The organism is Herbaspirillum sp. WTB6 (assembly GCF_057457785.1).
Genome location: NZ_CP176522.1, coordinates 1,169,115 through 1,189,048 on the forward strand (window position 1 = coordinate 1,169,115; position 19,934 = coordinate 1,189,048).

General features: G+C 62.5%; 17 protein-coding genes and 1 tRNA gene. 3 read left to right on the forward strand and 15 right to left on the reverse strand.

The genetic code is table 11. The features are described 5' to 3' along the window. Positions 1–3: 3 nt before the first annotated feature. From ACK2VC_RS05390 to mdcA, 9 genes are all read right to left on the reverse strand, one after another. Positions 4–933: a branched-chain amino acid ABC transporter permease gene (locus ACK2VC_RS05390; RefSeq protein WP_486732568.1), complete on the reverse strand. Its 930-nt coding sequence runs from the start codon at positions 931–933 to the stop codon at positions 4–6. A gap of 63 nt (positions 934–996) precedes the next feature. Next, positions 997–2,166 carry a branched-chain amino acid ABC transporter substrate-binding protein gene (locus tag ACK2VC_RS05395; protein ID WP_486732569.1) on the reverse strand — a complete coding sequence of 390 codons (1,170 nt, stop codon included), beginning with the start codon at positions 2,164–2,166 and terminating at the stop codon, positions 997–999. Between the two features lie 143 nt (positions 2,167–2,309). After that, positions 2,310–3,242, reverse strand: a complete 933-nt coding sequence (gene mdcH, locus ACK2VC_RS05400) for a malonate decarboxylase subunit epsilon (protein WP_486732570.1) — start codon at positions 3,240–3,242, stop codon at positions 2,310–2,312. 10 nt (positions 3,243–3,252) lie between these two features. Continuing rightward, a complete protein-coding gene (locus ACK2VC_RS05405) occupies positions 3,253–3,945 on the reverse strand; it encodes a malonate decarboxylase holo-ACP synthase (RefSeq protein WP_486732571.1) in 693 nt (230 codons plus the stop codon). Positions 3,946–4,123: 178 nt separating this feature from the next. Further along, a complete protein-coding gene (gene mdcE, locus ACK2VC_RS05410) occupies positions 4,124–4,951 on the reverse strand; it encodes a biotin-independent malonate decarboxylase subunit gamma (RefSeq protein ID WP_486732572.1) in 828 nt (275 codons plus the stop codon). Continuing rightward, a complete protein-coding gene (locus ACK2VC_RS05415) occupies positions 4,948–5,799 on the reverse strand; it encodes a biotin-independent malonate decarboxylase subunit beta (protein ID WP_486732573.1) in 852 nt (283 codons plus the stop codon). Before ACK2VC_RS05415 ends, mdcE begins: the two co-directional genes overlap by 4 nt. After that, complete coding sequence (locus tag ACK2VC_RS05420; RefSeq protein WP_486732574.1) at positions 5,796–6,095, reverse strand: malonate decarboxylase subunit delta; 300 nt, start codon at positions 6,093–6,095, stop codon at positions 5,796–5,798. The genes ACK2VC_RS05415 and ACK2VC_RS05420 overlap by 4 nt, the downstream gene beginning before the upstream one ends. Continuing rightward, positions 6,076–6,996 carry a triphosphoribosyl-dephospho-CoA synthase gene (locus ACK2VC_RS05425; RefSeq protein WP_486732575.1) on the reverse strand — a complete coding sequence of 307 codons (921 nt, stop codon included), beginning with the start codon at positions 6,994–6,996 and terminating at the stop codon, positions 6,076–6,078. The genes ACK2VC_RS05420 and ACK2VC_RS05425 overlap by 20 nt, the downstream gene beginning before the upstream one ends. After that, positions 6,996–8,666, reverse strand: coding sequence for a malonate decarboxylase subunit alpha (gene mdcA, locus ACK2VC_RS05430; RefSeq protein WP_486732576.1), 1,671 nt, complete (start codon positions 8,664–8,666; stop codon positions 6,996–6,998). Before mdcA ends, ACK2VC_RS05425 begins: the two co-directional genes overlap by 1 nt. A 188-nt stretch (positions 8,667–8,854) precedes the next feature. Between mdcA and ACK2VC_RS05435 the strand changes: the two genes are divergently transcribed. After that, positions 8,855–9,769, forward strand: coding sequence for a LysR substrate-binding domain-containing protein (locus ACK2VC_RS05435; RefSeq protein WP_486732577.1), 915 nt, complete (start codon positions 8,855–8,857; stop codon positions 9,767–9,769). Between the two features lie 360 nt (positions 9,770–10,129). Here ACK2VC_RS05435 and ACK2VC_RS05440 read toward each other — a convergent pair whose 3' ends face one another. From ACK2VC_RS05440 to ACK2VC_RS05455, 4 genes are all read right to left on the reverse strand, one after another. After that, a complete protein-coding gene (locus ACK2VC_RS05440; protein ID WP_486732578.1) occupies positions 10,130–11,941 on the reverse strand; it encodes a putative bifunctional diguanylate cyclase/phosphodiesterase in 1,812 nt (603 codons plus the stop codon). Between the two features lie 110 nt (positions 11,942–12,051). Next, positions 12,052–13,536: an ATPase domain-containing protein gene (locus ACK2VC_RS05445; RefSeq protein ID WP_486732579.1), complete on the reverse strand. Its 1,485-nt coding sequence runs from the start codon at positions 13,534–13,536 to the stop codon at positions 12,052–12,054. Then, on the reverse strand, positions 13,536–13,952 hold the full coding sequence (locus ACK2VC_RS05450; RefSeq protein WP_486732580.1) for a hypothetical protein: 417 nt from the start codon (positions 13,950–13,952) through the stop codon (positions 13,536–13,538). The genes ACK2VC_RS05445 and ACK2VC_RS05450 overlap by 1 nt, the downstream gene beginning before the upstream one ends. Before the next feature lie 273 nt (positions 13,953–14,225). After that, the gene (locus ACK2VC_RS05455; RefSeq protein WP_486732581.1) at positions 14,226–16,184 is read right to left on the reverse strand and encodes an APC family permease; all 1,959 of its coding nucleotides are present in this window, start codon (positions 16,182–16,184) and stop codon (positions 14,226–14,228) included. A 136-nt stretch (positions 16,185–16,320) separates the two neighbouring features. Between ACK2VC_RS05455 and ACK2VC_RS05460 the strand changes: the two genes are divergently transcribed. Beyond that, positions 16,321–16,407 (forward strand) — tRNA-Leu (locus ACK2VC_RS05460). A gap of 166 nt (positions 16,408–16,573) precedes the next feature. Here ACK2VC_RS05460 and ACK2VC_RS05465 read toward each other — a convergent pair. Next, on the reverse strand, positions 16,574–17,902 hold the full coding sequence (locus tag ACK2VC_RS05465; protein ID WP_486732582.1) for a hypothetical protein: 1,329 nt from the start codon (positions 17,900–17,902) through the stop codon (positions 16,574–16,576). Positions 17,903–18,316: 414 nt separating this feature from the next. Beyond that, the gene (locus ACK2VC_RS05470; protein ID WP_486732583.1) at positions 18,317–19,258 is read right to left on the reverse strand and encodes an MBL fold metallo-hydrolase; all 942 of its coding nucleotides are present in this window, start codon (positions 19,256–19,258) and stop codon (positions 18,317–18,319) included. 149 nt (positions 19,259–19,407) lie between these two features. On the opposite strand from ACK2VC_RS05470, the gene ACK2VC_RS05475 reads away from it, so the two are divergent. Then, positions 19,408–19,785 carry a DUF488 domain-containing protein gene (locus ACK2VC_RS05475; RefSeq protein WP_486732584.1) on the forward strand — a complete coding sequence of 126 codons (378 nt, stop codon included), beginning with the start codon at positions 19,408–19,410 and terminating at the stop codon, positions 19,783–19,785. Positions 19,786–19,934 lie beyond the last annotated feature (149 nt).

Here is a 19,934-nt window from a genome sequence, read left to right on the forward strand (position 1 = left end):
GTGTTATACCCGCTCACTGGATTTTTCGGAAATCAGCCCGGTCGGCTTCCACGCCATCAGGATGATCACGACCGCAAAGGCAAAGACATCCTTGTAGGCGCTGGGGATGTTCGGAATCAGCGCCGGCAGCGTCGCGCTACCCAGCACCTGCAAGCCGGCGAACAGGAAGCCGCCGATGATCGCGCCATAGATGTTCCCCAGGCCGCCGAGAATCGCCGCGGCAAACCCGATCACACCCAGCAGCAGGCCGACGTTGAAGTTGATTTCGTTGTAATACAGGCCGTTCATCACGCCGGCCAGCGCCGCCATGGCCGATCCCAGCGCGAAGGTCAGCAGCACCACGGCCTCGAAATTGATGCCCATCAGGCGCGCGGTTTCGCCGTCCTGCGCCACCGCCCGAATCGCCATCCCAAGACGGGTGCGCGTGATCAGGAAATGCACGCCGGCAATCGCGGCGAGGCCGATTACGAGCAGGATCATGTTGTCGGCGCGCAGCGAAAAGCTCCCCAGCTCGATCGATGCGGTCGGCAGCAGCGCCGGGAAGGGCTTGGGGTTGGAACCGTCCGGATAAAACAGCCGCACCGCCTCGCGCAGCACGGTGCCCAGCATCAGCGTCGCCAGCAGCGTGTTCAGCGGCGGCGCCCGGTGCAGCGGGAGAATCAGGAACTTGGCGATTGCCGCTCCCAACAGGCCGGTGACGCAGAGTGCGCACAGCACTACCGCCAGCAGTTGTATTGCCGGCGAACCGATGCCGAGCTTCAGCACGCCGATCGAGGCCGTGAGGCCGGCGAAGGCGCCGACCATCAGGACGTCGCCATGCGAAAATTTAATCACGTCCAGTACGCCGAAAAACAGCGTGAAACCCACGGCGACCATGGCGTAAATCAAGCCCAGCATCAGCCCGTTGAAAACATATTGCCCAAGTACACTCATTGCTTCCCCCTTCCACTATCGGGCCGCGGACCGCGCGGTTCGCGCACGATCCGCGGCATCTGATTACCGGCCGACCAGCTTGCGCTTGCCCTTGGCGTATTCGCTGTCTTCCCAGACCACCCACTTGCCGTCCTGCACCACGTACTTGGTCACGAGCGGCACGATGTTCTGGCCATGGTCGTCGAAGGTCACCTTGCCGATGATCGTATCCACGTCCTTGGTCTGGTTCAGCACGTCACGCACTTTCTTGCGGTCCGGTCCGACTTTTTCCACCGCATCCATGATCAGGTTGGCCGCAGCGAAGGCGAATGGGCCGTAAGCTTCCCACGGCTCGCCGTATTTCTGCTGGGTGTACTTGCCGGCGAAGAACAGGCCGCCCGGCAGTTTTTCCCACGGCGCGCCTTCCAGGAAGCACAGTGAGCCTTCCGCCATTTCCTTGCCCACGCCCTGGATATAGGCGTCGGACATAATCCCGGAAGTGCCCTCGAACTGCGCCTTGATGCCCAGCTTTTCCATCTGCGTACGGATGCGCACGCCGAGCGGGGTCAGGCCGCCGAAGAAGATGACGTCCGGCTTCAATTCGCGGATCTTGGTCAGCTCGGTGGTGAAGTCCTGCTGGTCGGCGGTGACGCCGAAGGTGCCGACGATGTTGCCGCCGTTCTTCTTCAGATACTCGGAGAAATACTTGTTGTGGCCCTTGCCGTAGTCGGTGGTGTCATGAATGATGGCCCAGGTCTTGTAGCCCAACCCGGTCACGAACTTGGCAGCGATCTCGCTCTGATTGATCATCGTGCCGTTGACACGGTGAATTTCCTTGAAGTTGTTGCCATAGGTGATTTCCGGCAGCACCGCACCCCAGACGATGGCCGGCATGCCGAACCGGTTGTAGACACCGACGGTACCGATCGCCACCGCCGAGCAGTAGTGCGTGACGCCGGCGATGATGCTCTTGTCGGCGGCGATTTTGGTGGCCACCTGGACGCCGATGTTCGGGCGGCATTCGTCATCCTGGGCCACCAGTTCATAGGTGTATTTCGCTTTCGGATCGGCGTTGCGCAGCCGCACGGCGAGATCGGTGGAATTGCGGCCGCCCAGGCCGTTGGCCGAGAGTCCGCCGGTGAGCGGCCCGACGTAGGCAATCTTCACGACGTCTTTGGCGAATGCCGGGGCCGCGAAAGCGGTCAGGCCGATCGACGCGCACAGCACGGCTGTTTTCAGTATGGTCTTGCTCATATTTATCTCCTTTGAAATATGAATCGACGGTCGTTATTCAAGTTATTCGAACCAGGGTATGCAGGAGGACAGCAAAGTCATCCTCATTCATTTTGAAATGTTGGTCTTGTTCACAAACTCCTTAAGTGGTTGGAAAGCCCGGGTTAGTCGGTCGCCCGCTCGCGCGCAATCAATGAGAGCAGGGTGTCAAGCCGATTGTTGTCGCAGCAAAGAGCCAGTCCGTTCTCGAACACCGGCCCCGTCAGGCCGGTCAGCACCGAACCGCTCGGCATTTCCAGCGCCAGCCGGGCACCGCGCTCCCAGGCCAGCCGGACCGTGTCGCCCCAATGCACCTGCCGCGCCATGTTGCCGGCGAGGTCATCGGCAATCAGCCCGGGATCGGTCAGAACACGGGCGGCGTTGCTGCTGAGGTAGCTCAAGTGCGGGCGCTGGACCGCAACGCCGTCAAAGGCGGTTCGCATGTCGGCTACGGCCGCATCGAACAGTGGGCAATGCGACGGCACGCTGACCGCCAATTTTTCCGCGTGCAGAGCACCGGCCTGCAGGGCAAGATGCATGACCGCCTGCAGCGCCTCGTTCGCGCCGGCGATCACCAACTGGGTCGCGGCATTCACGTTGGCCAGATATACCGGCCGCGAAGCAGCATGGACAGCGGCGATTAGGGGCTCGAGCCGGCAACGGTCGAGCCCGATGACGGCGGCCATGCCGTAACCTTCTGGATAGGCGTTTTCCATCAGGTGCCCACGGCGTGCCACCAGTCGTACCGCATCCGCATACTCGAGCGCGCCGGCGGTGACGGCTGCCGGATAGGCGCCAATCGAGAGGCCGGCGACCATGTCGGGTCGGGCATCGTGCGCGACGAACACACGCGCCATCGCCACGCCGGCAATCAGCAGGCAAAGCTGCACCCCCACCGTGGATGCCAAGGCTTGTTCCGTATCCAGTTGCAAGGGATCCATGCCGAGCGCGGCGCACGTCTCGTCAAGGGTGCGCGCGGCCTCGGGATGCGGCGGTAGCCGGTGCAGCATCCCGGCCTTCTGCGCACCCTGCCCGGGAAAAGTGAACAAGATCTGCATGTCGTCGCCCCTATGCCCGCCACGGATCGGCGGTCAGAACCGCGCCGTCATCGGTCTTCAGCAGCACCTGCCGCTGGCCGCCGGCCCACTCCGCCAGCGCGAATCCGCCGCGAGAGGTTTCGACCTGGAGATCGATTTGGCATATATCGGAAGAGATGACGGCAAGCAGTGCCATGACTTGTTCCTGCGTCAGCGGACGCGGCGCGCGCAGGACGAGGTCGAGGTCGCTGCCCGGCCGCAGCACCGGCAGGCCGCTGGCCAGGGCAAAGCCGACGCTACCGGTCGGCCCCCAGGCCAAGCCGATCGCATTGAGCGCCGGCGCCAGCGCATCCAGTGCGGCCAGCGCCGGAAACTGTCCGAGCCGCTGCTGGCGCCAGGCGGCGCTGGCAGCCAGCGTCTCCGGCTTGATGCAGCGCGCCACGGCGCGCGCATCCAGATAGGCCTTGCAGCGCTGGTTGCGCGCCGTGCCACGCAGGCCGACCGGAAGACGCTGGCCGTCCGCGATGCGCTCGCGCCGCACCACCACCGGCGCACTCAGCAGCCAGTCCGAAGTGGCCCAGGCCGGCAACGGTAGATCCGCACTCAGGGCATCGGCGTTGTCGATCCACAGTAGGTCGTGCGGACAGATCGCGCCGCCACGTTCGTCTGGGGTTGGCGCGCGCACGACCTCGGTTCCCGGGCCCAGCCAGTGCTGCTTGTCCATGCCGGCTATTTCGCGACGACGTTGACGGCGCAGATCGGCAATGACGGTACCGCATGTCGCTGCGGATGGTGCGCGTCGAGCACGGTAATTTCACAGATGGCCATGATGTCTCCTCACTGCTCTGAAATGGAATTGAGTCGTCAACTCTTGTTTTTATGGTGACTGCCTTGCCGCCATGTCAGGGCGGCGATGCGTGCCACTGCGCCCGCAGCATTTCCCTCACCTTTCTCGACGCCTGGCGATGGGGCCCCGCCAGCCTGCCCTGGAGGTCGACCTGAGGCTCGCCCAAGATATCCGCCAGCGCTGCCTGCAGACACTGCATGACCTCGGCAACGTCGCCGATGCTCGGCCGGTCGGGGTCGTCCACCCGCAGCAACCGCCACAGCAATCCGAGCGAGGCGTAACTGTCGATGTCATAGGCCATCGGCGGAACTTTGGCGGCGAACGCCTCCAGCGCTTCCACCGACCGCATGGTTATGCGCGCCGCCGATGCCTTGCCCATCGCATGCACCATCACTTTCGGGTCGCTCAAGGCGATCAGGCGATTGGCCTGGTAGCCGTGCGCGAGAAATGCGCCGGACATCGCCTGGCCGACAATCAAGCCGATCACCGGATGCCCGGCCAGGCGCGCGCTGGCGTAGGCATCGGCGGCACCCGCGAGCGCCTGATGGATGCCATAGGCTTCCTCGCTGCGTCCATACGCCTGGCTGGCGACGTCGATCACTGCCACGATGGGACGCCGGCAGTCGGAATCGCGATCGGCATCGATGGCTTCATGCACTGCCCGCGCCAGTTCCCATCCTTCGATCAAGCCAACCTCGCCGTTGCGCGCGCGCGCAAAGCGGTTAGCGCGATCCGGCACGACCGCAATGTAGCGCGCGCGCCGGCCCGACAATTCGGAATCGACTGCACGCACGGAAGCCGGATAGCCGGCCAGCGCCGGCGCATCCGCCGTAAGCCGCGCCAGCCAGGTGGCGCCGCGACTGACCTCGATGGTGTCGCTCATGAGCTCAAGCCTTTCCGATAAATGTCGCGCACCTGGTCCGGCGTCGCCGCCACCGCGGCGTCCGCCTCGCTGAGGCACGCGATGAAATCCTGATGACGCTCGCTGCGGTGCCGCTGAGGCCTGCCTTGCCGGAACAGACCGATCACCACGTCGCGGATCTGCTGCGCGTCGTCTTCCACATAGGCGTCCGCCAGATGCGACTGGTAGCGCTGCTCGCCGCCGGTGATGCTCCAGATGAAAGGCTTGTCGCGCGAGTCGAGCTCGCCAATGCCGGCTTCCTGCTCGATCACTTGCGGCCCGTTCAGGCCGAGCCGCGCTTCGCGCGTCACCACCAGGTAAGAGCACAGGCCGGCGGCAATCGACATCCCGCCGTAGCAGCCGACGGTGCCGGCGATGATGCCGATCACCGGCTGGTAACGGCGCAGATCGACAATCGCCGATTGGATCTCGGCAATCACCGCCAGTCCGAGATTGGCTTCCTGCAGGCGCACGCCGCCGGTCTCCAGCAGGATCAGCGCCTGCGTCGGGATACCGCGGCGGTTGTCCTCGGCCGCCAGTTCCAGCGCGCCGGCCATCTTGGCACCGCCGACTTCTCCCATGCTGCCGCCCTGGAAGCCGCCCTCGATCGCCAGCACCACGGTGGGCCGGCCGTCGAGCGTGCCCTTGGCGACCACGACGCCGTCATCCGCCTGCGTGACGATGCCCTGCAGCGCCAGCCACGGCGACGTCACGCGCTCGAACGGATCAACCAACTCGCGCATCGAGCCGTCATCCAGCAAGGCGCGCACGCGCGCACGTGCATTCAACTCAATGAAGCTGTCGCGCGCCAGAAGCTGCTGAATACTCACCGCGCCCTCACTTCTTCAAAGGCCTGCTCGATACGCATGCGCACCACGCCCGGGGTTGCCCCGCTGTCATTGATTTCGACCCGCGCCGACGGCAGTGCCGCATCCGCGAAGATGCGGTTCAGCACCGCCTGCCAGACGCCACCGAAACCGTCGACCGAGGTATTCACCAGGACCGTCGTGGTGCCGGCCGCATGCGGCTCCAGCAGCACTTCCAGGTCGCCCGAGCTGACCACGCCAATCAGCGCCCGTCCGCTGGCAGGCTGCCCTGCCGGATATTCATAAACCAGCTTTTCCATACTCATCCACTTCCACGTCGATCGATGAAGTCCGCTCGATCCGGTCCAGCAGCAGCGTCGCCGCCAGCAGATCGGCAGCGCCGCCCGGCGACACCTGGCGCGCCAGCAATTCGCCCTCGAACCGGCGCAGCGCATCCTTGCCTTCGGGATTGCCGGCGCCACCCGCCTCCAGCACGCGCCGGGCGCCGGCTTGCGTCGCCGCCAGCGCCTCCGTGCCGCCGCGCGACAGCACGCAAGTGTCGTCAAGATCGGACACGATTGCCAGCAACGCGTTGATGCGCGCCGCGTTCTCGCCGTCGCCGCGCAGGCGCGAACGCCTCAGTGTCGGCAAACCGAGGGCGGTTACATGCGGGAAATCGGCCTGCGCCTCCCCGCGGGCGCCGCCCACGCCATAGGTCAGGCAGGCTTGCTCGCCCTTGTTTCCGGTGAGCGCTGGGGCGCCGCGATCGCGCCAGCGGGCCAGCGCGCCGCCGCGGGCCGCGATGGCCGGCGCGCTCAAGGAGCCAACGTCCTGGGCGGCGGCGGTCACCAGCAGGCCGAGCGCCCAGATCGCGCCCCGGTGGGTATTCACGCCGCCGGTGGCGTGCAGCATGGCCTGCTCTCCATCGCGCCCCACCTGGCCGATCCGATCGCGCAAGATCTGCATGTCATCAATTTCCTGCCCGGCAGCCGCCATCGCCAGGAAGGTCGGATGCAAGATCCAGGCCGAATGGCACATCAGCAGCCAGTTCAGGTCTTGATGCGCGCCGCGGCTACGCAGGTCGACCAGCCCGGGTTTTGGCGTCAGCGTCGCCTCGTCGATCAGCGCCGCCACCACCATGTCGGCCAGACGGGCTGCGAACGGTATGCCGGCCTCGTGCTGGGTGCCGACAATGCGCTTCAAGACGGACGATGCGCTCATCACCAGCTCCGGAATTTGGCAGGCGGCTGATACAGGCCGCCCGACCATTCGACCAGGTCGGCAATGCTCTTGGCCGCCAGCAAGGAACGGTTCGCTTCGCCGCGCTGCACACCGAGGTCTTCCGGCAAGGCGATCAGCCCTTCGCGCCGCAGCCGCGCACCATCTTTCGGATCATGGCGCAGGCCGATCGGTGTGACACCGGCCACCGCCGCCAGCATCGCCTTGCGCTCTTCCAGCGAACGCGCCTTGTACAGGTAGGCGATGCCTTCTTCGGTCAGCACATGCGTGACGTCGTCGCCGTAGATCATCACCGGCGCGATCGGCATGCCGGAGTCGCGGCCAACCGCAACCGCATCCAGGGTCTCGACGATGGTCGGCTGACCGCCATCCTGGAAGGTCTCGACCATCTGCACCACCAGCTTTTTCCCGCGCGCCAGCGGATCGTCGGTCTCGATCAGGTCGAGCCAGGCCGGGCTGGCGTGGCGTCGCCCGTGCGGATCGTGCCCCATGTTGGGGGCGCCGCCAAAGCCGGTCAGCCGGCCGCGCGTCACGGTCGACGAATTGCCCAGCCCGTCCATCTGCAGCGTAGCGCCGATGAAGAGATCGACTGCATACTGTCCTGCCAACTGGCACAGCGCGCGATTCGAGCGCAGGGAGCCGTCGCGGCCGGTGAAGAACACATCGGGCCGCGCCGCGGTGTAGTTCTCCATGCCGAGTTCGGCGCCGAAGCAGTGCACGCTCTCGACCCAGCCGCTTTCGATCGCCGGAATCAGCGTCGGGTGCGGATTCAGCGCCCAGTTGCGGCAAATCTTGCCCTTCAATCCGAGCTTTTCGCCATAGGTCGGCAGGATCAGTTCGATCGCGGCGGTGTTGAAGCCGATGCCGTGGTTCAGCGACTGCACCTGGTGCCGCTCGTACACGCCGCGGATCGCCAGCATCGCCATCAGCACATGGACCGGCTTGATCAGACGCGGATCGCGGGTGAACAGGGGTTCGATGAAAAACGGCTTGTCGGCCTGGACCACGAAGTCGACCCAGGAGCCGGGAATGTCGACCCGCGGCAAGTCGGACGGGTCGTCGACGATTTCGTTAACCTGCGCGATGACGATGCCATCGCGGAAGGCAGCGGCCTCGACCAACGCCGGCGTATCCTCGGTGCTGGGGCCGGTGTACAGGTTGCCCTGGCGATCGGCCTTATAGCCGGCCACCAGCACCACGTTCGGCGTCAGGTCGACATACAGGCGCGCATACAGCTCGATGTAGGTATGGATCGCGCCGATTTCGAGCAGGCCATCCTGCAGCAATTGCGAAATGCGCAGGCTTTGCGTGCCGGCATAGGCGAAATCGAGTTTGCGCGCAATGCCGCGCTCGAACAGGTCGAGATGCTCGGCGCGGCTGACGCTGGGCATGATCAGGTGCAGATTGTTGAGCTTGGCCGGGTCGACGGCGGCCAGCGAACGGGAGAGAAAATCCGCCTGCTTCTGGTTGTTCCCTTCCAGGACCACGCGGTCGCCGGGCACGATCAGCGCTTCCAGCGCCGGCACGATGTGCGCGCTGCGCAAGACCGGGCCATCGGCCAGCTGGCGGACCTTCTGCAGGCGCCGCTGCTTTTCAGTCCGCCGCGTGTCCCATTTCCTCGTCTCCGGGAAGGATTGAACTGTGGCTGTCATGCTCGCTTCGCTGATCTGATTATCGTGAGCCTAGAGTAAGGTGATCGCCAGGCGCCATCAATCACACTGGATGCACGTTCATTACTCTCAGGCTAATGAACTGTGATAAAAACTCGCTTACGCTGCGCGAGCGGGTTCCACCGAAACGAAACCGTCCGACCCAGCCTGCACCAAATCACGGGACCACAATGGCAATCGACGAGGAAATCACACTAAAGAAGCTCGAAGTATTCCTGACCTTCATGCGGCTCAATAATCTGGCGCGCGTATCGGAAGTGCTCGGACAAAGCACGGTCAGCGTGCATCGGGCGCTGCACTCGCTGGAAGAAGGAATTCGCTGTCCGCTATTCAAGCGCGAGGGACGCAATCTGATTGCGCTGCCGGCGGCTTATGCGTTTGCCGAATATGCGCAGCGCACCATCAATGAATGCGAAGAAGGAATTCGCAAGGCGCGCGAGGTCGCCGGATTCAACGCCGTCCGGCTGAAAATCGGATCGCTGTACTCGCTGACGCTGCGCTGCATCCCGCAATTGTTGATCGGTCTGAAATTGCGCAAACCCGAACTCGACATCGACCTGACGCTGGGCTCCAACCGGGAATTGCTGCAGCGCCTGGCGGACGGCCAACTGGATGCGATCGTGATCGGCATGAAGGAGACCAGTTGCAGCAACGATCTTCTTTCGGTGCCGATGTTCCATGACGACACCCACCTGGCCGGCCCGTTGGACTCCCCTTATGCCGGCCGCAGCCAGATCGATCTGCATGAACTGCGCAACGAAAAATTCGTGACTCTGAATGACGGCTTCGTCACCTTCGAAAGCTTCACCCAGGCGTTCGAACAAGCCGGGTTCTGCCCGAATATCGCAATGCGGGTCGGCGATATTTTCTCGCTGATCAATTTGGTCAGCGGCGGCATGGGCTACACCCTGGTGCCCGGCCGGGTGGCCGAATTCAGTCCGCGCATTCAGTTGATGTCACTCGACCCCAAATACACGTCGCGCCAGCACATCACACTGTTGCTGAAAAAGAATCGCGAGCGCGATCCGAACTTGCTGGCACTGGCCGCCGAATGTCGGATGTATGGCAAGCGGGAAAATCCCTAGCTCCGGTTGAAAACTGAACCGGACCAATCGTAGCCGGGCCGGCAGCGCGTGAAGAATGCGGATGGAAGACCTGGGCGCGGGATGATCCCTCGGGTATTGTCACTCCCTTGCAGACGGAAACCCGGTATGCGGCGCCCCAACGAAGCGCCTCAAACACGCCGGAATTCAAGGCCGGATTGGTCGTCCGGCTACACGCTGCCGGCCTGCGGTTAACTCGTGCACCAGTTTTGAAAAACCACCCACCGAAACATATACCGGAGTATCAGTAAATTCATATTGTTTACCGGTCGGAAAATAACATGCGCCATAGGAGTATATGAAAAAATAAGTTTTCCCGCTGATTCGACTACGCCGGCTGTATCAGTTGGGCAACAAAGGTAGCGGCGGGAATCCCCTCAACGTCTTGCCACTCATTCCGTCTTTCAGAATGACCTCGAATTCGGCCGCAGTCGCCGGCCGGTTCAGATAACAACCTTGTCCGACGACACAGTCATGCTTGCTCAAAAAGGCCAATTGTTCTGCGGTTTCGATGCCCTCTGCAATCACCTGGTGTCCGAGGCTTTTTCCCAGGCTGATTACCGAGTCGATCAGAATCCCGTCGCCACCGGTCGCGATGTCGGCCACGAAGGACTGATCGATCTTCAACGTATCCACCGGAAATTGCTTCAAATAACTGAGGCTGGAATAGCCGGTGCCAAAGTCGTCAATCGCGATCTTGACACCCATCGACTTCAGGTCCTGCAGCACAACCATGGTGGATTCGGCATTCTTCATCAAGGCCGATTCCGTCAGTTCCAGTTCAAGACGGTGTGGCGCCAGGCACGTTTCGCGCAAGATCGCGCGCATGTTCTCCAGGAAATCGTCAGCTCCGAACTCGTGCGCGGAAATATTGACTGCGACCACCGGCAACGGTAGGCCTGCCTCCAGCCACGATTGCGTCTGGCGGCAGGCTTCGCGCAGCACCCAGCGCCCGATCCCGATAATTGCTCCACAACCTTCGGCGATCGGCACAAAGGTTGCAGGCGGCAACAAGCCGCGTACCGGATGCTGCCAACGGATCAGCGCTTCGGCACCCAGAATGCGCCCGGTTTGCAACTCCACCTGTGCTTGGTAATGCAGATGAAACTGCTGCTGCTCCAGCGCGCGGTATAGATCCGCCTCGGTTCTCTGCCGTTCCACCGCACGGGCATTCATTTCCGGCTTAAAAAAGGAGTAACCGTTGCCGCCGCTCTTCTTGCCATGGTACATCGCCATATCGGCATGCCGGATCAATGTTTCGGCATCCTGGCCGTCATCCGGATACATGCTGATCCCGAGCGTGGCGCCAATGTGGAGATCCTGTTCCGCCAGCTGGTACGGGGCGCTAACCGCCCTGCACATCTTGTCGGCAAAGACGGCAACGGCGCTCTCGTCGGCGACTTCCGATAGCAGCGCCACGAATTCGTCTCCTCCCTGGCGACTGACCGTATCGGTGCTGCGAACAGAGCCCAGCAAGCGTTGAGCCACTGACCGCAGGAGCGCATCCCCGATCGCATGTCCGAGTGAATCATTGATGGTCTTGAAGCGATCGAGGTCGATAAACAGTACAGCCAGTTTCGTGCCGTGCCGCCTCGCCAGGGAAATTGCCTGAACCAGCCGTTCCTCCAACAGAATCCGATTCGGCAAGCCGGTCAAGAAATCGTGATGCGCCATATGGCCCATCTGGTCTTTTGCCTTCTGGATTTCGTCAGCCATGGACTGGGTCTGGAGTGTCGCGATCACCAGGTTTTCATTTGCCTGCCGCAAGGTGGCTATGTGATTTTCAAGCGCTGCCTGCAGCCTTTCCGATTCTTGAAGAATCTCTTCCCGCGATGCGGCGGCAGTTTCACGCAAGTGCACGCTCTGTTCTCGCCCTTGCGCGACGTCGTCGCGGTGATCGGCGGTTTGCTGCCGCGCCTGCGCCAGGACGTCCCGCTGGTCGATGGTTCCTTCTCGTAAATAGGCAGCGCGTTCGCGCGCCGAAACCGCGCTTTCGCGGCGCGACGTGCCGCCATCCTTAGTGCTCTCAACCATCTTTTCGGCAGCGGCAGTCGTAACGAGATCCGTGCGCGCGGCATTTGCATCCGCGACGCTTTTCTGCTTCGATTTCTTGTGGGGCGCAGGAGCATCGCTGTCCCTGAGGTCTCGGTTCATCACCATTGGAATCTCCTGACTCAGCTTGCACCATGCCCGCAAACAGATGCGTTCACTTGTAACACATTTCCCGCAAAAAAATCGCGCCCGGCACTACACGACGATTGCGCTTACTCCGGCTTTTCCTGATCGGGCGCGCCTGGCGGCAAGCTGCAGGTTGGCTGCCCCGTCAGGATTCCCTGATAGCGCGTCAGCGGCTCACCGATCATGATGCGGTCCTGCACAATGTCAAAGAAACGGATCTCCTTGCTATGGGCGCTGGCGCGCACTTTCACGACCGAAACCACCCGTTTTAACTGTCCGCCGAGTTCAACATAGCGCTGCATCAGAATCGCATCGGCTAAAAACGCATTGCCGTAGGAGCTGAAGCGCAAGTCGGTGTAGCGGTCTTCCAGCTCCGCTGTCATCCACACCGTCACTCCCATCCCGGTCAACACGGCCACCATGCGATACAGGGTTTCGCGAAAATTGTCGCGAAACACCGGCGCCAGCGCCAACTCGAAACCGGACAGGGAATCGATCACGACCCGCTTGGCCTGCATGCGGGTAATCATGCCGACCAAATTATGCAAAGTTTCGTCGATCGACAAATCCAGGCTACGGGTATCGATCAAACCGACGCTGCCGCTGTTGACCAGTTCATGGAGTTTATGGCTCAGCAATTGGTTCGGGCTCTTTTCAAAGGCGGCGATCACGCCACGCTCGCCGATACGCGCGCCTTCGGCTAAAAACTCGGTCGCCAGCACGGTTTTTCCCGAACCCGACGGACCAACGGCCAGTAAAGAATAGGCAACCGGCAAGCCGCCTCCCAGCATGTCGTCAAGAATCGGAATGCCGGTCGAGATCCGCTTGTCGCCGGATATCTGGAGATCAGTGCCGGGCCCAGTGGGGACGATCGTGCGCGGGAAAATCTCGATGCCCTCATCGGTAATGCGAAACGTGTGCAGGCCCACCCGCTGCGCCTGGCCACGCATTTTCACCACCTGGATTTTGCGTACCATCGCATCGCGATGCAGCGACTGCGACATCCAGATGATGCCGTCAGCAACCGTGAAAATCGGACTCGCTTCGGCGTCTGGCGCCGCGTATTCTCCAATCAAAAAAGTGGTCGCCTGCCAACTGGTCATTTGCATCCCCAGTTGCTGCACGAAATGCTGCAGGCCAAATATTTCTCGCTCGCCGCCTTTGGCAGACTGGACTACCGAGCGGAACGAATCGACGAACACCAGGCTGGGTGAGAAGGCTTGTACTTCGCTCGTAATGTGCGCCAGCACGCGATCAAAATTACCATCCAACAGGTCGGCGGCAAGATTAACGAACCTGATCGACCGGTCGATTTTACTGAAGTCAAAAAAGGGAAACTGCTGCTGATAACGCAACATCTTCAGCGGCGGCTCACCCAGCACGGTGAAGAACAGCGCGCGCCGGTCCGGACTGGCCAGCGAAAACATCATTTGATGCGCCAGCGTTGTCTTGCCGCTGCCTGGGGTACCCGCCAGCAGGTTGAATGAAAATTCCGGAAGCCCGCCGCCGAGCAGAGCGTCCAAACCAGGCACCCCGGTTTCCAGGCGCCGTATGGTGACTTTACTACTCATTATCGAACTTCCTTTTCAGCTATATCCAGCGCATCATCGCCCCATGCCGAACGCAAAATACTGGCCGTCAAGGGGTCGCCAATTAACAGGGTGAGTATGTCGATGAAAGTGATCAGTAACGCGATGCTGGCTTCGCTGGCTTCCGCAGATTTGCGCCCTTCCAGGCTGGTTTTCAAGCTGGCAAAACGGGAATCGGAGTCTGACGGTGGTTCGCTCCGTGCCAGCCAAGGAAAATGCATGCTGGCCAGGTGAATGCTGCGCGCATAAAGCGACTGAAACCCGCCGTTGCCAATAATCGAGATCAATTTGACAGCAAGCCGTTCCCAAAGATCAACGACCACATCCGGCGCCGTTCCGGGTCGCTGGGACACGAGCCGTCTGATCATTTGATGCCGGGGCGTATCGTTGATTGTCATGAATTATTTGTGAGCATGAAACACGACGGCAATTGGGAAAGCCAGCAATTCGTCAGGTTGCCCAATGACAAGCGCGGGCCCCGGCTGATGACAGAGTGAAACTCGCTTCCGATGGACGTGTATTACACCAGCGCAAGGAAGGGGGCCAAAACCATCATGATTGCGCTCCGGCTCAGCGCATGACGATCAACGCTCTGGTCAATGACACAATTGGCGTTGCGCCATTGATTATAGTCAGTCGAGTAACAAACTTAGAGATTATTTCGCGTCTGCTCAAACCTTCATCGGCAGAATCACCATCTGCAAGCCATCGAAATGCAGGCGGCGCTGGATCGCCAGCGCCGCCTGGTTGTGCAGCAGGCGGATGAACCAGTTGTCCTGCTCGAAAATCAGCTTGCTGGTGAAGAAAATCGAATTCGGGTATTCCTTGCTGATCGTCTCGCACAACTTGGTCACTTCGTTCACCACGTCGGTGCCGAAGCCCAGATACGAAGCCGACGCCATGCCGTGGCTGTGGCAGAAATCGACGAAGAACTTGAGTGTGGCCTCGGCCTCCACCCGCATCTGCTCGACCGCGCCTTCGCCGCCGTAGGCATGCGAATCGACGGTACGCGCATTGACGAACAGGAAATTCTTGAAGTGATGCGGGAACATGCGCTGCACCCACAACAAAGCATGCAAGCCGCCGCCGCGCGAATTGCCGACGATGAATACCGCGGTCTGCGCTTCCGGGTCAGGCATGACCGGCCCGACATGCGTGCCGAACGGCTGGTTGGCAAACACCTGGTCGACCGAGCGGATCGCCTCCTTGGTTTCCCGGTAGTGATTGCGGATGTAGATGCACAGTGCCGACACGGCGCCGATGATGAGCGCCGTGGCCCAGCCGCCTTCGGCCAGCTTTTCCACCAACAGCACCAGCAGGATCGATACGCAAATCAAAAACCCCAGCAGCGATAGCGCCAGCCGGCGCTTCCACGGCTCGGATTCCTTGCGCTGGCGCCACCAGTACAGGCACAGGCCGAACAGCGAAATGGCGAAGGTGAGGAACACCGACACCGAATACAGCACGATCAGGAGCGTGACGCTGCCGCCGGTCCAGAACAGGATCGCCAGTGCCGCGACGCCCATCAGCAGAATGCCGTTTTGCGTCACCAGCCGGGTCGACAGGTAGCGGAACTTGTGCGGCACCCAGGAATCGGCCGCCATGTTCGACAGCACCGCCGGCCCGCCCAAAAATCCGGTATTGGCGGCGACGAACAGGAGACCGGCTTCAAAGGCCAGCACGACGCTGAGCGTGATCTGGCTCGAGACTTCGCCAAACCCCATATGGTCGATGATGGCCTTGAAGGTGGACGCGTTCAGGGTTTGGCCAGCCACGTGTTTGGCATCCCACAGCATGTACAGCATGAAGATGCCGCCGGCGGTGAAGGCCAGCGACAGCGCCATGTACAGCATCGTGATCTTGCCGGTATGCACGCGCGGCTCTTTCAGGATGTTGACGTTGTTCGACACCGCCTCCAGCCCGGTGTAGGTACCGCCGCCCTGCGAATACGCCAGCAGCAGCATACCGGCCACGCCGGCCCAGCCGATATTGCTGGCCAGGTAGCTGGTCTCGGCCAGCGTGCCCGGGATCAGCCCCGGCAGGTTTTCGGCGTGCGCCACGATGCCGTACACGATCAACACCAGATGCGTGATGACGAAACCGAGAAAAATCGGCAGCAAGACCTTGATCGCCTCCTTCAGTCCGCGCAGATTGAGCACGATCAGAACCGCGATGAACAGCGCCTCGGCCCACAGCTTGTAATCCTGGAACCAGAGTGGCAGCAGCGAGGCGATTGCGTCGACTCCGGACGCCACCGAGATCGCCACCGTCAGCACATAGTCGAGGATCAGCGCGACGCCGGATATCAGGCCCATGTAGGGCCCGACCAGCTTGGTCGCCACCCGGTAGCCGCCGCCGCCGGTCGGAAACAGTTCGATCACCTGGTTGTAGGCCAGCGCGATGATGAACACCGTCAGCGCCGTCGCCACCGCCAGATACAGGCCGAGGTGGGTATTGTCGCCCAGCGCCCGGAAGCTCTCCTCGGGGCCGTAGGACGACGACGACAAGCCATCCGCGCCGAGCCCGACCCAGGCCAGAAACGCGACCAGCGCCAGCGAATGGCGCGTCTCGGATTTCAGGGGGTCAAGCGCCTTGCCGAACAGGATTTCGCGGATTTTTCCAAGTTTCATCAGAGCGCACCGCATCCAGGCGGTAGTGGTCAATCAGACCGGCGATGATACGCCTTTCCCCTGGTACAAGATATCGCATTGGCATCGCGCCAGTCCTTGCGAGCGCAAGGCAAATCAGCGATAATTGCCGCGCGTTGCCGGGATGGCGGAACAGGTAGACGCACGGGACTCAAAATCCCGCGCTGGAGACAGCGTGCCGGTTCGATTCCGGCTCCCGGCACCAATGCGCATGGCATAACGTTACTGCGCAGCGATTCCCACACCAGATCCATGAAACCCGCCTGTTCGCCAACAGCGCGGGTTTTTTGATGGCCGCCCGTTGCGTCCGCATCGCTTCGGGCGTCTCGATACGAACCGCCAAACGGTTTCAGACCAGCGCAAGTGCGCCATCAGGAGTTCTGGCGGCATGCCTTCAGTTCCGCTTCGGATTTTTTAACCTCTTCCGCGTAGGTTTGCATTACCTTGTACTGGGCGCCGCATGACGGCGGGTAGTAGGCGGCGTTGCGGCAATCCTTGGCCCAACTGGCCGCCACATCCTGATACCAGCGCTGGTATTTTTCCAGTTTTTCCTGGATCGGCAGACAAGCGGCTGCGATTGCCGACGGTGCGGGACTCGACTGGCTTCCCTGCCCGGCCCGGTTGTTGGCGGCAATGCATTGGTTTTTCAATTGCAGCAATTGTTCGCGTTCGCGCTGGATGCGGCCGGACTCGGACGCCAATGCGCTGAGCCGCGCATTGCAGTCGGTACAGGTAAAGCCGTTGCGCGTGGCGTTTATCATCGTGTCCGTGTAGTACTTGACCTGCTGCTTGACATACTCGAAGTCATTGCTGTTCTTCGTCAACTTCTGATCGAATTCAGCCACATTGCAGGCGGCAGGCTGGGTGCCGGTCGATGGCGCGCCAACATTCCTGTTGCCGCCGGCCCAATCCATGTCCAGCGTGCTACTGCCCGATTGCGGCACCGGCGGCTTGCTGCCGCCCGCCCATTCCAGACCCAACCCGGTGCCCGTGGCCGGACCCGGCGCGGCGGGAGTCTGGTTGCCTCCAGCCCATTCCACACCCAGCCCGTTGCCACCAGTCGGCCGCGGCGCAGCGGGTGCCTGGTTCCCTCCAACCCATTCCACACCCAGCCCGTTGCCGCCGGTCGGCCGCGGCGCAGCGGGTGCCTGGTTCCCTCCAGCCCATTCCACACCCAGCCCGTTGCCGCCGGTCGGCCGCGGCGCAGCGGGTGCCTGGTTCCCTCCAGCCCATTCCACACCCAGCCCGTTGCCGCCGGTCGGCCGCGGCGCAGCGGGTGCCTGGTTCCCTCCAGCCCATTCCACCCCCAGCCCGTTGCCGCCGGTCGGCCGCGGCGCAGCGGGTGCCTGGTTCCCTCCAGCCCATTCCACCCCCAGCCCGTTGCCGCCGGTCGGCCGCGGCGCAGCAGGTGCCTGGTTCCCTCCAGCCCATTCCACACCCAGCCCGTTGCCGCCGGTCGGCCGCGGCGTCACGGGAACCTGGCTCCCTCCAGCCCATTCCACACCCAGCCCGTTGCCGCCGGTCGGCCGCGGCGCAGCGGGTGCCTGGTTCCCTCCAGCCCATTCCACCCCCAGCCCGTTGCCGCCGGTCGGCCGCGGCGCGGCGGGTGCCTGGTTCCCTCCAGCCCATTCCACGCCCAGCCCGTTGCCAGCGGCCGGCCGCGGCGCAGCGGGTGCCTGGTTCCCTCCAGCCCATTCCACGCCCAGCCCGTTGCCAGCGGCCGGTTTCGGTGTGTCCGGCGTTCTGCCGCCGCCAACCCACCCACTTCCCGGTTGTGGTGAGGTGGTCGCCGGCCGAGCGCTCCTCTGTTCAGTCGATTTCCCGCCCCACTCGACTCCCAACGGATTGCTGGCCGGTTGAGCAGAACGCGACGGCGGCGGTTTTGCTTGCTGTTGCCGGTCGCACTTGTCGGCGGGCTCGCCGGTCCAAACGACGCACAGCGGCTGGGCGCTGGCAGCCAACGGCGCAAGAAGGAAAAATAGCGGGACAAGGTATTTTTTCACTGGGTTCCCTGACGGTTGAAGAATCTTGTCTGGAGATTACCGTCCGGAAGAATAATGCCCAAATGCAATTACATCAACAGCCGGCACCGCAGCGCCGTCAGGGCCGCAGGCTCAATTCCGCTCGTCGGCTTGCTGCAAGGCTTGTTGCAGATTTGCCGGGCCGAGCGTCGCATACCCCGCCAGGCGCTTGAACCCGGCCAGTTGCGCGGCCTGCTCGGCGGCCGGCGCGGCTGAATGTTTCATCCGCGCTGCCGCCTCGCGCAGCGCGGTCAGGTAATCACGGGTATCGGCACGCATACGGGCGACATCGCCGACCTCGCCACGGCCGGGGACGACTTGGGTCGGCCCCAGCCCGGCCAGGTTGTCGAAAGCGGCAATCCAGTTGCCGAGCCGGCTGTCGGGAGTCAGCGCCGGCAGCGCGTCGGACTGCATGATGGCGCCGGCAAAGGCGATCTGATGGCGAGGCAGCCAGACGCCGATCGTGCCTGGGCTCTGGGTCGGGCCGAAGTACGACAGCTGCAAGGTGGTGTCGGAAAAGCGGATCTCCTGCGTATCGTCGGTAAAGCCGCGCGGCAACGCCAGTTCGGTGCCGGCCGCTTTTTCCTTCAGCAAGGCCTTCATTGCCTGCAGTTGCCCGGCGCCGCGCGCCTCCATCAATTTGCGCGCCTCCTCGTGCGCAATGATCGGGACGCCGAGCTTCCTGAAGTAACCATTGCCCAGCCAGCGCGCCGGCTCCGGGCCGGTATTGATGACGTACTTGATGCTGTTGCCGGTGATTCTCTGGATCGCCTGATCCAGCCGCTGCGCCACCCGATAGGACGGGCCGCTGTCGATCACCGCCACGCCGGCCGAGGTGACCACGAAGCCGATATTCACGGTCAGCCCGTCGTTGTCGTAGCTGGGTGGATTGGTGTCGCCATACACTACATACACGCCCGGCGCGACGCGCACCGGCGTCAATGGCGCATCGGCGGCATGGGCAAACGCCGCCAAGTGGAGCAGCAAGGCGCCGCAGGCGGCGCGCAGGAATCGAGTGAAGAATTTTTTGATCATGCGTGACTGTACAGGTTGGTCGGTCCGACACCGAATAAAAACCGCCGGTGCCAAGCGTGCGGGCTCGACATATTTTCCGGAGCCGACGGCATCTTTTGTAAGCCGGCCGAAACAGTCCTATTATGAAAGAAAAAACAGGAGTCACCAGCATGACGAGGAAAATCACAGCCGGCAACATCAAGTTGAAACGCGCCTATCAAGCCGCCGGCGTCGAAGATGGCACGCGCATCCTGATCGATCGCCTGTGGCCGCGCGGCGTCAGCAAAACCGATGCGGCGATCGCACTATGGGCCAAGGAACTGGCGCCGAGCACCGAATTGCGGCAGTGGTTCGGCCACGATGCCGGGCGCTGGAGCGAATTCCGCCGGCGCTACGCCGACGAGGTGCGGCAGCATCCCGAGCTCTTTGCATCCGTAGCAGAACTGGCACGGCAGGGCGTGATCACGTTGGTATACGCCGCGCACGACGAGGCGCACAACAATGCGGTCGTCATGCGCGATCTGCTGCTGGCGCGCGCGCCGGATTGAGCGATCCGGCATCCGCACGCAGACCATCGCGGCCACCATGGCGCCTGCGGCCCGGTGGGGATGACGACATCGCCCCGCCGAGACAAGACTTGCCAATCCGTTTTGCCGCGCGGATATAATGCGCACCATGCGAGCTCCCCGCAAAATCA

Excerpts from the sequence above, each read along its gene's own strand:
- ACK2VC_RS05390 (WP_486732568.1), bottom strand. The coding sequence starts at position 933 with ATGAGTGTACTTGGGCAATATGTTTTCAACGGGCTGATGCTGGGCTTG.
- ACK2VC_RS05395 (WP_486732569.1), bottom strand. The coding sequence starts at position 2,166 with ATGAGCAAGACCATACTGAAAACAGCCGTGCTGTGCGCGTCGATCGGC.
- mdcH (WP_486732570.1), bottom strand. The coding sequence starts at position 3,242 with ATGCAGATCTTGTTCACTTTTCCCGGGCAGGGTGCGCAGAAGGCCGGG.
- ACK2VC_RS05405 (WP_486732571.1), bottom strand. The coding sequence starts at position 3,945 with ATGGACAAGCAGCACTGGCTGGGCCCGGGAACCGAGGTCGTGCGCGCG.
- mdcE (WP_486732572.1), bottom strand. The coding sequence starts at position 4,951 with ATGAGCGACACCATCGAGGTCAGTCGCGGCGCCACCTGGCTGGCGCGG.
- ACK2VC_RS05420 (WP_486732574.1), bottom strand. The coding sequence starts at position 6,095 with ATGGAAAAGCTGGTTTATGAATATCCGGCAGGGCAGCCTGCCAGCGGA.
- ACK2VC_RS05425 (WP_486732575.1), bottom strand. The coding sequence starts at position 6,996 with ATGAGCGCATCGTCCGTCTTGAAGCGCATTGTCGGCACCCAGCACGAG.
- mdcA (WP_486732576.1), bottom strand. The coding sequence starts at position 8,666 with ATGACAGCCACAGTTCAATCCTTCCCGGAGACGAGGAAATGGGACACG.
- ACK2VC_RS05435 (WP_486732577.1), top strand. The coding sequence starts at position 8,855 with ATGGCAATCGACGAGGAAATCACACTAAAGAAGCTCGAAGTATTCCTG.
- ACK2VC_RS05440 (WP_486732578.1), bottom strand. The coding sequence starts at position 11,941 with ATGAACCGAGACCTCAGGGACAGCGATGCTCCTGCGCCCCACAAGAAA.
- ACK2VC_RS05445 (WP_486732579.1), bottom strand. The coding sequence starts at position 13,536 with ATGAGTAGTAAAGTCACCATACGGCGCCTGGAAACCGGGGTGCCTGGT.
- ACK2VC_RS05450 (WP_486732580.1), bottom strand. The coding sequence starts at position 13,952 with ATGACAATCAACGATACGCCCCGGCATCAAATGATCAGACGGCTCGTG.
- ACK2VC_RS05455 (WP_486732581.1), bottom strand. The coding sequence starts at position 16,184 with ATGAAACTTGGAAAAATCCGCGAAATCCTGTTCGGCAAGGCGCTTGAC.
- ACK2VC_RS05470 (WP_486732583.1), bottom strand. The coding sequence starts at position 19,258 with ATGATCAAAAAATTCTTCACTCGATTCCTGCGCGCCGCCTGCGGCGCC.
- ACK2VC_RS05475 (WP_486732584.1), top strand. The coding sequence starts at position 19,408 with ATGACGAGGAAAATCACAGCCGGCAACATCAAGTTGAAACGCGCCTAT.